The sequence below is a fragment of the Pseudomonas sp. B21-035 genome (assembly GCF_024748945.1).
Lineage (GTDB): Bacteria > Pseudomonadota > Gammaproteobacteria > Pseudomonadales > Pseudomonadaceae > Aquipseudomonas.
In genome coordinates, this window is sequence record NZ_CP087179.1 from 4521960 (window position 1) to 4535087 (window position 13128).

The window sequence follows — 13128 nt, forward strand, 5'->3', positions numbered from 1 at the left end:
CCATGGGGCCTTGAACTGAGTGATAGACAACGCCCGGAGCATTGCGCTCCGGGTTTTCAGGAAATTTCCCGGCGAAACGGTGGCAACGCATTGAGAATAGCCTTGCCGTAGCGCTGGGTGACCACCCGCCGGTCAAGCAGGGTGATGGTGCCGCGGTCCTCTTCGGTGCGCAGCAGCCGCCCGCAGGCCTGGATCAGCCGCAACGAGGCGTCCGGCACGGCAATTTCCATGAACGGGTTGCCACCACGGGCCTCGATCCATTCGGCCAGGGCGGCTTCGACCGGGTCATCCGGCACGGCGAAAGGAATCTTGGCGATCACCACGTGCTCGCAATATGCGCCCGGCAGGTCGACGCCTTCGGCGAAGCTGGCGAGGCCGAACAGCACGCTGGAATCACCGCCATCGACCCGCGCCTTGTGCTTGTTGAGGGTTTCCTGCTTGGACAGGTTGCCCTGGATGAACACCTGCTTGCGCCAGTCGCGGTCCAGGCCATCGAACACGTCCTGCATCTGCTTGCGCGAGGAAAACAGCACCAGCGAACCGCGCGAGCCTTCCACCAGCTCCGGCAGGTCGCGGATGATCGCCGCGGTGTGGGCGGCGGCATCGCGCGGGTCGGCACGCAGGTCTGGCACCCGCAGCACGCCGGCGTCAACGTGGTGGAAGGGGCTCGGCACAACACTGGTAACGGCGGTCTTGGGCAGCCCGGCACGCATGCGAAAACGATCGAACTTGCCCAGTGCCGTCAGAGTCGCCGAGGTCACCAGGGCGCCGTGGGCGACGTTCCACAGGTTGCGCCGAAGCATTTCGGCGGCAAGGATCGGGCTGGCATTGACCTCGATATCGAACAACGCGCCGCTTTCGGCCAGGGTCAGCCAGCGGGCCATGGGCGGGCTGTCTTCCGGGTCTTCGGCGGTGAAGGCGGTCCACAACTCCCAGTTGCCCTGGGCGCGCATCAGCAGGCTGCCGAACAGCGGGTACCACTCCTCGGCCTGATGGCTGGCGATGCCGATATTGACCTCGCCATCCATGCCTTCCTTGAGCAGCTCGGTCAGGCGGGTGAACAGGTCGCTGAGGCGCGAAAAGCCCTTTTTCAGCTCGATGCCCATCTCGCGCATGTGCTCAGGCACCACGCCGCCTTCGAAACGATGACGAGGCCGCTCACGGCCTTCCATGTCTTCGCCCGGGCGGAAATCGGCAACCTGCTCGCAGGCGCTGAACATGAACTGCTGCTGGGCCTTGATCTCACGGGCCAGCTCCGGCACCTGCTCGATAAATTTGCCCAGGTCGCCCGGCAGCGGATGCTGGGCCAGCAGCTTGGTCAGGTTCTTGGCGGTTTGCTCGAGCCAGTCGGCAGTCGAGCGCAAACGGGTGTAATGGGCGAAATGGCCGATGGCCTTGTCGGGCAGGTGGTGGCCTTCGTCGAATACATAGATGGTGTCGCGCGGGTCCGGCAGCACGGCGCCGCCGCCCAGGGCCAGGTCGGCGAGAACCATGTCGTGGTTGGTGACGATTACATCGACCTTGCCCATGCCTTCGCGGGCCTTGTAGAAGGTGCACTGGCCGAAGTTCGGGCAATGGCGCCCGGTGCACTGGCTGTGGTCGGTGGTCAGGCGCGCCCAGTCCTGGTCTTCCAGAGCCTGGGGCCAGCTGTCACGATCGCCATCCCAGCGGTTGCCGGCGAGCTTTTCGATCATGCTGGTAAAGAGCTTCTGGCTGGCCTCGTCGACCTCGATCCGGAAGCCTTCTTCCTCGAACAGCTGGGCAGTGGCCGATTGCGCCTGGCCTTCCTGCAGCAGCACGTCGAGTTTCGACAGGCACAAGTAGCGGCCACGGCCCTTGGCCAGGGCGAAGCTGAAATTGAGGCCGCTGTTGCGCATCAGGTCGGGCAGGTCCTTGAAGACGATCTGCTCCTGCAGGGCAACCGTGGCGGTGGCGATCACCAGGCGCTTGCCGGCCGCCTTGGCCGCCGGAATCGAGGCCAGGCTGTAGGCCACTGTCTTGCCAGTACCGGTGCCGGCCTCGACCGCGACCACCGCTGGTTCACCGACGCGCCGGCCTTCGTCGTCACAGTCGATATCGCCGAGCACCTTGGCCACTTCGGCAATCATCAGACGCTGGCCGTAGCGCGGCTTGAGGCTCTTGGCTTCGAGAAAACGCGAATAGGCGCCCTGAATCGTGGTTTTGAGTTCGTTGCTGATCATGGTGTCGGGCGCCCGAAGGGCTGGATAAATTTTCAGTGTTTCGATTGGGTCGCTATCATACCCCGCTATTGCCCTTTGCGCCGAATGGAGATCCCCATGCCCGTCTTTGCCCTGTCTTACAGCCTGCATGTTCTGGCCGCCCTGGTGTGGGTCGGGGGGATGTTCTTTGCCTGGCTGATCCTGCGCCCGGCGGCGGTTGCAGCCCTGGAAGGCCCCGCTCGCCTACGCCTGTGGGTAGAAGTGTTTCAGCGTTTTTTTGGCTGGGTATGGATCGCAATCGCGGTGCTGGCGATCAGCGGCATGTTAATGGTCAACACCCGTTTTGCCAGCTTCGAGACCACGCCACGGCATGTCCAGGTGATGATCGGCGGTGCAATTGCGATGTTTGCCGTGTTCTTTCGTGTCCAGTCGTTGCTGTACCCGGAACTGCGCCAGGCGGTGCAGGCTGAGGACTGGCCGGCGGGTGCGGCGGTGATGGCGAGGATTCGGCGGATGGTCGGGCTTAACCTGGTGCTGGGGATTGCGGTGGTGTTGTCGGGTGGGGTGCTGTGGTGAACCAGGTCAAGGGGCTGCTTTGCAGCCCGTCGCCGGCAAAGCCGGCTCCAACAGGGGCCGGCGCGTGCTTTTACAGGCGCTGCAAGATCAACTCTCCAACTGCACCCGCCGCTCCCGGCTGACCCGCAGCCCCAGGTTTGCCTGCCGCACCACCCGCAGTGCTGTACACCAGGCAGCCCTTGCTTGCGCCACCGGCCCCCGGCTTGCCGGCTGCACCCGCCACGCCTGGCGCACCGCCATCAAGCTGGACCACGATGCGCTCAGCAGGAAAACCTGCCGGCAACGCCAGCCGCACCCGGCCACCCGGCGCGCCGTCATGGCCATTGCCACCGTTGTCGCCATTGGCGCCGCGGCTGGCCTGGCCCCAGGTGCAGCCCCCCGGCTTGCCATTGGCGCCATCAAGGCCGACATAACCCGGCGCACCGGCGCCGCCACGGGCATCAATGGCCAGGGTCGAGGCTTTGAGCTCATGCAGTTGCAATTCCAGGTTGCGCCCGGCCTTTGCCGCTTTTTCGTAAGTGCCCGGGGCACCATGGGCAACGATCTGGCTGCCCTCGCCGAAGCTGGCCCGTTGCACTTCAAGCTGCAGGGTGGTTTCGGCCGGCACGATGGCAATTCGCGCCTCCTGGCCCAGGTGCAACTCATCGATCCTGAGATCGACCAGGCTGGCGGGCAGCACCAGGGTGGCGGAATCAGCAACCTCCAGGCGCTGCAAATGCACGACGCTGGCCTTGTTTGGCAGGCGCAGCACCGAATGGGCCGCCACGCTGATGGCGTCGGCCAGGGCCAGAGGGCTGAACAATGCAGCCAGAATGATCAATTTACGCATTAGCAGCTTCCTTGCGGGGTGCCGGAATTGAAAGAACATGAAAAATACCGACCAGCAGGATCTGCAAGCGATCGAACCAACGATGGCTGCGCTCACGCAGGCAACCATTGAACATCAATACTTCCAGCAAGTGCAGGCCAAGCAGGGCGGCACCGGCGGCATTGATCAGCAGGTGGAAGGGGTGCTCCAGCGGTATCAGCAAATTGACCAGTACCACCCACCAGAACACCACGGTCAGGGCCTTGGCCAGCCCCAGTAACCCTTGCATAGGCGCCCCCCGTTGTTATTTTTCGGTGGCGATGCCAGGGGTGCTGGCATCGCCTGCAACAGTAACGGCTGACACGCTCCTTGTGCCAGTCCTTGTGTCAGTGGCCCGATCAATTAAGGTGCAGTTCCACCCTGCGGTTCTGCGCCCGCCCGGCATCAGTGTCGTTATCGGCAACCGGCTGGCTTTCACCCTGGCCCTGGCTGGTGACCTTGGCGGGCGACAGGCCCTGGCTGATCAGGTACTCGGCAACACTGCTGGCTCGCCGTTCGGACAGCGCCTGGTTGTAGGCGTCCGAGCCCTGGCTGTCGGTATGGCCGACGACTTTGACGCTGGTTACATTGGCGCCATTGAGCTTGCTGGTCAGCGCCTGCAACTGCTGTTGGGCCGCGCTGGTCAACTGCGCCGAGTCAAAGGCGAACATCACCGCGCCCTGGTCGCTGAGGGTAATCACTTCCGAGGTCGGTGCAGGCTCCGGCGCTTTCTGGCTCGCTGGGTATTGCGGCAGCGGGCAACCGGTATGGCTGACCGGGGTGTTGGCCGGCGTGTCGGGGCAGAGGTCGCGACGGTCGAACACGCCGTCTTCATCCTCGTCACCGTCCTGGGCATAACAGATCAGGCCGCCGGCAATCGCGCCGGCAGCACCGGCACCGGCTGCCCAGGCGGAACTTTCGATGGCACCCAGACCGCCACCGACCAGACCGCCAAGCAGGCTGCAGATAGGCCAGGTCCTTTGATTGAGTGGGGCGCTGCCATCGCTGTGGGTCGCACAACCGGAGAGCAGGCTTGCGGCCAGAAGGACCGGCAGTGTGGCCTTGAAGAGAACACTCATGAGAATTGCTCCTGTGTCACCGGCCTCTACCGGTCACACAGGAGTAAAGACCGGCCTGCGGTACTTCTCAAGCCGCAGGCCGCTGGCGCTTCAGCGCTCGATGCGAATTTCCGTACGACGGTTCTGCGCCCGGCCATCGGCAGTGGCGTTGTCGGCAACCGGCTGGGTCTCACCGGCACCGCGCACCGAGACGAAGCTGGCACGTGGCACGCCGCTCTCGATCAGGTATTCGGTGACCGAATGCGCGCGGCGCTCCGAGAGTTTCTGGTTATAGGCATCGGAGCCTTTGCTGTCGGTGTGGCCAGTGACACTCAAGCGCGCGCTCGCCGCTTCGTTTTTCAGGCGCGTGGCAATGGTATTGAGGCGCTCCTTGTCGGTTGCGGTCAGCTTGGCCGAATCGAACTCGAAGTGAACATCGCGAATGACAATGACCTCTTCCTTGACCACGGCGACTTCTTCGACCACGGCGACAGGCTCCGGCGGGCATCCGTTGGCATCGACCTGCACGCCACGTGGCGTGCCCGGGCACTTGTCGCGGCTGTCCGGCACGCCATCGCCGTCTTCGTCGCCATCGCCGTGGGCCCAGCAGTAACCGGCGGCCATGCCCGCGCCAAGCAGCGCGCCCCAGCCTGCCCAGCTGGAGCTCTCGATAGCGCCCAGGGCTGCGCCGCCTACGCCCCCGACGGCAGCACACTTCGGCCAGTCGGTTTTTTGCAAACCTGCACAACCAGTCAACACGCTGGTTAGCAGAACCAGAGGTAATGCTGTGCGTACTATGCTCATTTTGTTGCATCTCCTAGGGGGAATCGGTGCAAAACCGATGCTCTGGGAGTAAAGACCGCCTCATTGATATCCGCCAGCAATAGGCCATGATGCGGCGCCGCGGCACTATGCCAAGTGGCGCCAGACCGTTAGTCTTGCCCCATCTGACCGAGGATTCCCGATGATGGACGGTTTTTCCCAGCGCACCCCGCAACAGGCCCTGGCCGCCCTGCTTGATCGCTATGCGCCACAACGCCTGCTATTGATAGGTGAGCGCTTTCCGGCTCTGGAGGCTTTCGCCCAGGCGCACCCGCAGGCGCAAATCGCCGTGGCCAGCCCTGGCGAGCTGCCGGCCGAGCTTGCGGCGCAACGCTTCGACCTGGCGCTGCTGGTCGATTGCCTCGAGCACCTGAGCAAACGCGATGGCCTGCAATTGCTCGGCGGCATCCGCAACCTCAATGCTAGCCGCGTGGCGGTGCTGGCCGACCTGAGCGCCTGCGATTGGCAAGAAACCGACTTCTTCGCCCTGGCCCTGCAAGCCAGTGAAAAATTCCAGCGCGATGCGCAGGTTTTGAACCTGTTCACCTATGATCTACGTGAATACAAACAGGTCCCGGACTGGCTCAACGCCAAGTTCTGGGCCAACCCGGAAAATTTTGGCAAGTACTGGTGGTGAAGCAATGAGTGTCTCGGTTTGTCCTTGCGGTAGCGGCGATCTGCTCGATACCTGCTGCGGGCATTATCACGCTGGGCTCCCCGCCCCCGACGCGCAGACCCTGATGCGTTCGCGCTACAGCGCCTACGTGCTGGGGCTGGTCGACTATCTGGTGACCACCACCCTGCCAGCGCAGCAAGCCGGGCTCGACCGCGAGGCGATCCGCAACTGGAGCCAGCAGAGCACCTGGCTGGGCCTTGAAGTCGAAGGCGCCGAGGTGTTCGGCGGCAAGCCCGAACATGCCTTTGTCACCTTTACCGCTCGCTGGCACGACAGCGATGGCGAGCATTGCCATCGCGAACGCTCGGCCTTTGTGCAGAACCACGGCCGCTGGTACTTCATTGACCCGACCGTCGGCCTCAAGGTCACGCGCAACGATCCCTGCCCATGCGAAAGCGGGCAGAAGTTCAAGAAGTGCTGCTCCAGTTACCTGGGTAGCTGAGCTGATGGCCCGCCTGCTGCTGATCAGCGCTCTGCTCCTGCAACTGGCGGGCTGCGCCAGCTGGCTGGACAGCGACTACCAGGACCCACAGGTGCATCTGCTCAAGGTTGAACCGCTGAAGATGCGCCTGCTGCAGCAGGAATTCGTACTGCATGTCCAGGTCGACAACCCCAACGACAGCCGCCTGTTCATCCGTTACCTGGGCTACAAGGTGCTGATCAACGACCTGCCGTTGACCGAAGGCGAGGCCAGCCTGTGGCGCAGTGTCGGCCCGCACGCGCGGCGCATCTTCAAGATCCCGGTGCGCACCAACCTCTGGCAGCAGGTCAAACCCCTGGCCAAACTGCTCAAAGGCAGCGAAGGCCCACTGCGCTATCGCCTGGAAGGTGAGATGAGCAGCGGATTATTCTTCGCCCGCGACCTGCACTTGTCGCGCAGTGGTGAGATAATTCCCGGCGATCTTATTCCGGAGTAACCCAAGATGACCCAGCAACCCCATGTCCATGGCCCTGACTGCAACCACGATCATGATCATCACGACCATGACCATGGCCATGTACACGGCCCGCACTGCAACCACGGCCACCAGGAGCCGGTGCGCAACGCCCTGAAGGACGTCGGCCGCAACGATCCGTGCCCATGCGGCAGCAGCAAGAAGTTCAAGAAGTGCCACGGCGCCTGATCGCGGCCTTTTGCTAGTGGTCGGCGCTTGCGCAGTACGCCGGCGCGACCGCTAGCTCCCCTGCCGGCCCGACGCCTCGTCAGCTGGTGAAAATAAAGGCTGCGCCCCGCTTGCATGGTGTGATCGCGCTCACTAACGTAGCGCCTTTTACCGCCACGCCCTGCAGGAGCCTGATCATGGCCGCGCCAGCCCTTCCCCCTTTTACCCCCCGGTTCGGCGTAGCCGCTGCGATGCTCGGGCTGCTCAGCCTGGGTGGCTGCCAGATGGCCGGCCAGCGCGACAGCGTGCTGCCTGCCACGGGCGTGCAACCGCTCAAAGGCCTGGCACAGAATGTGTCGGTGCGCCGCAACGCCCTGGGCATGCCGCTGATCGAATCGAACAACTTCCACGACGCGCTGTTCGCCCTGGGCTATATCCACGCCGGTGACCGCATCGGGCAGATGGTTGGCATGCGCCTGCTGGCTCAAGGCCGGCTGGCGGAAATGGCCGGTGCCGACGTGCTGGAAGTCGACCGCCTGATGCGCGCGGCCAACCTCAAGGCCAGCGCCAACCAGCTGTATGCCGATGCCTCGCCACGCCTCAAGCGTTTCTTCGAGGTGTATGCCCGTGGCGTCAACGCTTATATGTTCCGCTACCGCGACAAGCTGCCGGCACCATTGGCGCAAAGCGGCTACCGTCCGGAATACTGGAAGCCCGAGGACTCGGCGCTGATCTTCTGCCTGTACAACTTCAGCCAGTCGGTCAACCTGCAGGAAGAACTCGCAGCCCTGGGCCTGGCGCAAAAAGTCGGTACCGACAAACTGGCCTGGCTGCTGCCAAGCTACCCTGACGAACCGCTGGCGCTGAGCGAAACCGACAAGCTCAAAGGCCTGAACCTGAACACCCAGCTCGCGGGCCTGGCACCGTTGACCGCAGTCAGCGAGCAACTGGCCGCACTCAACCTGCTCGGCAGCGCCGGCTCGAGCAACTGGGCGATTGCCCCGCAGCGCAGCCGCAGCGGCAAGAGCCTGATGGCCAGCGATACCCTTGGTGCCTGGGCGATGAGCCCGGTGCAGATCCGTTCGCCCAAGTACCAGGCCGCTGGCGTATCCATCGCCGGCCTGCCGCTGGTGCTTTCAGGCTACAACGGCAAGCTGGCCTGGAGCGCCAGCGCGGTGATGGCCGACAACCAGGACCTGTTCCTGGAAAAACTGCGCAAGGAAGGCAGCCGCCTGATGTACCAGGCCGACGGTAAATGGCTGCCAGCCCAGGCCCGCAACGAAACCTTCTTCATCAAGGGCCAGCGCCCGCTGCGTGAAACCCTGTACGACACCCGCCACGGCACCCTGCTCGGCCAGCCGCAGAACGCCAGCCTGGGCCTGGCCCTGCGCATGCCCGAGCTCAAGGGCGACCAGAGCCTGGATGCGTTCTTCAACCTGTCGCGGGCGCAGAATGTCGAGCGCGCCTTCGACAACACCCGCGAGATTGGCGCTGCGGCGCTGAACTTCGTATTTGCCGACGCCAGCAATATCGGCTGGCAGGTCAGCGGGCGCTTCCCCAACCGCCGCGAGGGCCAGGGCCTGCTGCCGTCGCCGGGCTGGGACGGTCGCTACGACTGGGACGGCTACGCCGACCCGATGCTCCACCCCTACGACCAGGACCCGCCCCAAGGCTGGATCGGCAATGCCAACCAGCGCAGCGTGCCCAAAGGCTATGGCATGCAGCTGTCCAACAGCTGGTACTACCCCGAGCGTGCCGAGCGCCTGGCGCAACTGGCCGGCAACGGCAAGCACGACAGCCGCAGCCTGATGCTGATGCAAAGCGACCAGACCACGCTGTTTGCCGACAAGCTGAAGAAAATGTTCCAAGCCCCCGGCATGGCCCAACCGCTGAAGCAGGCAATCGACGCCCTGCCTGCCGAGCAACGGACCAAGGCACGCGAAGCCTACACCCGGTTGATGGCCTTCGACGGCCGACTGAGCACCACCTCGGCAGATGCCGCCCTGTACCAACTGTTCCTGCAGGAAAGCGCCAAGCTGACCTTCCTCGACGAGCTCGGCCCTGAATCCAGCCCGAGCTGGCAGGCTTTTGTCGGTAACGCCCGGCTGTCGTACTCGGCCCAGGCCGACCACTTGCTCGGCCGCGAAGACAGCCCGTTCTGGGACGATCAGAACACCGCGCAAAAAGAAGACAAGCCGGCCATTCTCGCCCGCAGCCTGGCAGCAGCAATCACTGCCGGCGAAGCGCAACTGGGCAATAATCAGCGCGCCTGGCAATGGGGCAAACTGCACCAGTACCGCTGGCCGGCGCCGACTTTTCATGGCCTGGGTGACGCGGTCAGTCGCGGCCCGCTGGCCACGGGCGGCGACCACAGCACCCTGAACCTTGCGCCCTACGCCTGGGGCAAGGACTTCAACGCACAACTGGCACCGTCGCTGCGCATGGTGGTGGACTTCGGCCAGATTGAACCGCTGCAACTGCAAAGCAGTAGCGGCCAGTCCGGCAACCCGGCCAGCCCGCACTTTGCCGATGGCCTGGATGCCTGGTTCAAGGGCCGCTACATGAGCCTGCCGCTGCAACCACAAAACTTCGACCGCGCCTACGGCAACAAGCGCCTGACCCTGGTACCGGGCAGGTAAAACCGCGCAATCCGCACGCGCAGCCGGTGCAATGCCGGCTGCGCTGATCCATATCAACAGCCCCCGCCGACAAATCCCTTACAACGAAACTGAGGCAGGTTTCGTTACCTGCCTCTGCCTGATGAACCATAAAAACGATTGCAGCCCTGCGCCCAGGGGACCACCCCAGGCCAGGTGACTAAAGGAATAATGCAATGGCATCTGCCTTCTCCCGTCTGGCCCTGGTGGCCACGACCGTGTTCTCGTTCTCCGTATTCGCCAGCGAACCGCCCCCGGCAGCGGCGGCCGACAGCGAACTGCTTGCCCGAGGCAAATACATCGCCCAGCTCGGCGACTGCATTGCTTGCCACACCGCACCGCAAGCACCGGAAATGGCCGGTGGCCTGCAGCTGAAAACGCCGATGGGCACCATCTACTCAAGCAACATCACCCCCGACCCGGACACTGGCATCGGCCGCTACAGCTTCGAGCAGTTCGACAAGGCCATGCGCGAAGGCGTGACCCCGGACGGCACCAACCTGTACCCGGCAATGCCCTACCCGTCCTACGCGAAAATGAGCGAAGCGGACATGCGCGCCCTGTACGCCTACCTGATGCAGGGCGTGACGCCGATCAGCCAGTCCAACCAGGAAGCGGACATGAGCTGGCCGTTCAACATGCGCTGGGGCCTGTCGCTGTGGAACTTCGCCTTCGTCGACAGCGAGCCCTTCGAGCCCGATCCCGCCAAGGACGAAGTGCTCAATCGGGGCGCCTACCTGGTGCAGGGCCTGGGCCATTGTGGTGCCTGCCATACCCCACGCGGCATCGCCTTCCAGGAAAAGGCCATGAGCGACGCCGGCCGCAGCGGCAAGCACTTCCTCGCCGGTGAAACCGTAGAGCACTGGCAGGCCCTGAGCCTGCGCAACCTGTGGACCGTGCAAGACACCGTGCAATTGCTCAAGACCGGGCAGAACCGCTTCGCCACGGTGTCGGGCAACATGGCCGACGTCATTCATCACAGTACCCAGCACTTCAGCGACGGCGACCTGGTGGCCATCGCCAGCTACCTGAAATCGCTGCCGCCGGGCAAGGATGACCTGCCGATGCCGGATATCCCGCTGGCCGCAGCCGTCGCCCCGGATGACCTGTTCAGCAGCCGCGGCGGCCTGGGCTACACCCAGTTCTGCAGCGATTGCCACCGCCCGGACGGGCGTGGGGTCCCGGGCCTGTTCCCGCCACTGGCCGGCAACCCGAGCATCGCCTCGACCAACCCGACCTCGCTGCTGCACATCACCCTCACCGGCTGGGAAACCGCGCAAACCGCCACCCATTCGCGGGTCTACACCATGCCCGGCTTCGCCCGCCTGGCCGATCAAGAGATCGCCGAGATCCTCACCTTCGTGCGCGGTCGCTGGGGCAACAACAGCTCGCCGATCACTGCCAAGCAGGTGAAAACCCTGCGTGACCAGCTCAACCCGCAGACCACCGACTCCAGCGCCTTTGAAACCCCGCGCCTGGCCAACCTGCTCGCCGCAGCCAACGCCGAGCAGGTGATCCGCGGCATGCGCTTGCACCTGCAAACCCGCGAGCTGTTGCCGGACAACGTCGGCAACGCGCTGAACTGCACCAGCTGTCACCTCAACGCCGGCACCGTGGCCGACGGCTCGCCGTTTGTCGGCGTCTCGGCGTTCTTCCCCAGCTACGCTCCGCGGGCGGGCAAGGAAGTCACCCTTGAAGAGCGCATCAACGGCTGCTTCCGGCGTTCGATGAACGGCAAGCCGATACCACCGCAATCGGCGGACATGCAGGCGATGGTGGCCTATTTCGACTGGATGAAGATGAACACCCAGCCGGGCGACAAGGTGGCCGGGCGCGGGGTCGGCAAGATCGACACGGCGATCAAGCCAGACCTGGACAACGGCAAGCAGGTGTATGCCGAGCAGTGCGCGGTGTGCCATGGCAGCAATGGCGAGGGCCTGGCCCGAGAAGACGGCAGCCTGGTGTACCCGCCGCTGTGGGGCGATCAGTCATTCAACATCGGCGCCGGCATGGCCCGCACCTATACCGCCGCAGCGTTCGTCAAACGCAACATGCCGATCGGCTTTCACGAGAAATTCCCCCTGGGCCAGGGCGGCTTGAGTGACCAGGAGGCAGTGGACGTCGCGGCCTGGTTCTCGCAACAGCCACGGCCGGACTTCCCGGACAAGGTCAAGGACTGGCCCAACGGCGGCAAGCCGGTGGATGCGCGATACTGAGGCTGTTCGGGGCCGCGCTGCGGCCCCTCGCAGGCAAGGCCAGTTCCCACTGAATGTGGGGCTGGCCTGGAATATGGTGTGAAACTTGCTATCACTGTGTTGTCTGGCATCGACCGGTAACGGCCCTTTGCCACCCCAACACTTTGCGAATCCAAGGACACACAATGAAAAAAGCATGGCTGACGCTTTCCGCACTCGCGTTGTGTCTGGCTGCGGGGAACACCCTGGCCAAGGAATACAAGGAGCTGCGCTTCGGCGTCGATCCGTCTTATGCACCGTTCGAATCGAAAGCCGCCAACGGTTCCCTGGTGGGCTTCGACATCGACCTGGGCAATGCCATCTGTGCTGAGCTCAAGGTCAAGTGCAAGTGGGTGGAAAGTGACTTTGACGGCATGATTCCGGGGCTCAAGGCCAACAAGTTCGACGGTGTGATCTCGTCGATGACCGTTACCCCGGCCCGGGAAAAAGTCATCGATTTCTCCAGCGAGCTGTTTTCCGGCCCTACCGCCCTGGTGTTCAAAAAAGGTGCAGGCCTGACCGCCGACCCGGCCTCGCTCAAGGGCAAGACTGTCGGCTACGAGCAAGGCACCATCCAGGAAGCCTACGCCAAGGCCGTGCTGGACAAGGCCGGGGTCAAGACCCAGGCCTACCAGAACCAGGACCAGGTCTATTCCGACCTGACCTCCGGACGCCTGGATGCCTCGATCCAGGACATGCTCCAGGCCGAACTGGGCTTTCTCAAGTCGCCACAAGGCGCCGACTATGAAGTCAGTGAGCCGGTCGACAGCGAATTGCTGCCGTCCAAGACCGCAGTCGGTATCAAAAAAGGTAACACTGAGCTCAAGGCACTCCTGGACAAAGGTATCAAAGCGTTACACGACGACGGCACCTACGCCACGATCCAGAAAAAGCACTTCGGTGACCTGAACCTCTACAGCGGCAAATAACCACTGCGGGAACCGGCAAACGCCGGTTCCCGCATGATCGCGTCCA

The 13128-nt window shown here is 63.8% G+C and carries 13 protein-coding genes; 8 read left to right on the forward strand and 5 right to left on the reverse strand.

Going from position 1 to position 13128, the window contains the following annotated elements:
- Nucleotides 1-56: 56 nt before the first annotated feature.
- Nucleotides 57-2201 (reverse strand): ATP-dependent DNA helicase DinG, encoded by a 2145-nt coding sequence (dinG, locus tag LOY22_RS20610; protein WP_045197794.1) that lies wholly within the window; start codon nt 2199-2201, stop codon nt 57-59.
- 96 nt (nt 2202-2297) lie between these two features.
- Between dinG and LOY22_RS20615 the strand changes: the two genes are divergently transcribed.
- Nucleotides 2298-2756 (forward strand): CopD family protein, encoded by a 459-nt coding sequence (locus tag LOY22_RS20615; protein ID WP_213603449.1) that lies wholly within the window; start codon nt 2298-2300, stop codon nt 2754-2756.
- A 70-nt stretch (nt 2757-2826) separates the two neighbouring features.
- Here the strand turns inward: LOY22_RS20615 and LOY22_RS20620 are convergent, their stop codons facing one another.
- From LOY22_RS20620 to LOY22_RS20635, 4 genes are all read right to left on the reverse strand, one after another.
- Nucleotides 2827-3585 (reverse strand): collagen-like protein, encoded by a 759-nt coding sequence (locus tag LOY22_RS20620; RefSeq protein ID WP_213603447.1) that lies wholly within the window; start codon nt 3583-3585, stop codon nt 2827-2829.
- Nucleotides 3578-3853 carry a DUF1145 domain-containing protein gene (locus LOY22_RS20625; RefSeq protein WP_045197789.1) on the reverse strand — a complete coding sequence of 92 codons (276 nt, stop codon included), beginning with the start codon at nt 3851-3853 and terminating at the stop codon, nt 3578-3580. The genes LOY22_RS20620 and LOY22_RS20625 overlap by 8 nt, the downstream gene beginning before the upstream one ends.
- Nucleotides 3854-3962: 109 nt before the next feature.
- Nucleotides 3963-4682, reverse strand: coding sequence for an OmpA family protein (locus tag LOY22_RS20630; RefSeq protein ID WP_093380174.1), 720 nt, complete (start codon nt 4680-4682; stop codon nt 3963-3965).
- A 90-nt stretch (nt 4683-4772) separates the two neighbouring features.
- Complete coding sequence (locus tag LOY22_RS20635; RefSeq protein ID WP_045197785.1) at nt 4773-5465, reverse strand: OmpA family protein; 693 nt, start codon at nt 5463-5465, stop codon at nt 4773-4775.
- 160 nt (nt 5466-5625) lie between these two features.
- Between LOY22_RS20635 and LOY22_RS20640 the strand changes: the two genes are divergently transcribed.
- The 7 genes from LOY22_RS20640 (at nt 5626) to LOY22_RS20670 (ending at nt 13082) form a co-directional block, all read left to right on the forward strand.
- Nucleotides 5626-6120, forward strand: a complete 495-nt coding sequence (locus LOY22_RS20640) for a DUF6231 family protein (protein WP_258594643.1) — start codon at nt 5626-5628, stop codon at nt 6118-6120.
- Between the two features lie 4 nt (nt 6121-6124).
- Nucleotides 6125-6601, forward strand: coding sequence for a YchJ family protein (locus LOY22_RS20645; RefSeq protein ID WP_093380168.1), 477 nt, complete (start codon nt 6125-6127; stop codon nt 6599-6601).
- 4 nt (nt 6602-6605) lie between these two features.
- The gene (locus LOY22_RS20650; protein WP_258594645.1) at nt 6606-7076 is read left to right on the forward strand and encodes an LEA type 2 family protein; all 471 of its coding nucleotides are present in this window, start codon (nt 6606-6608) and stop codon (nt 7074-7076) included.
- Nucleotides 7077-7082: 6 nt separating this feature from the next.
- Complete coding sequence (locus LOY22_RS20655) at nt 7083-7283, forward strand: SEC-C metal-binding domain-containing protein (RefSeq protein ID WP_010221064.1); 201 nt, start codon at nt 7083-7085, stop codon at nt 7281-7283.
- Nucleotides 7284-7459: 176 nt separating this feature from the next.
- Nucleotides 7460-9901: a penicillin acylase family protein gene (locus tag LOY22_RS20660; RefSeq protein ID WP_045197777.1), complete on the forward strand. Its 2442-nt coding sequence runs from the start codon at nt 7460-7462 to the stop codon at nt 9899-9901.
- Nucleotides 9902-10095: 194 nt separating this feature from the next.
- A complete protein-coding gene (locus tag LOY22_RS20665; protein WP_213603445.1) occupies nt 10096-12135 on the forward strand; it encodes a c-type cytochrome in 2040 nt (679 codons plus the stop codon).
- Nucleotides 12136-12299: 164 nt separating this feature from the next.
- On the forward strand, nt 12300-13082 hold the full coding sequence (locus LOY22_RS20670) for a transporter substrate-binding domain-containing protein (RefSeq protein ID WP_093380157.1): 783 nt from the start codon (nt 12300-12302) through the stop codon (nt 13080-13082).
- Nucleotides 13083-13128 lie beyond the last annotated feature (46 nt).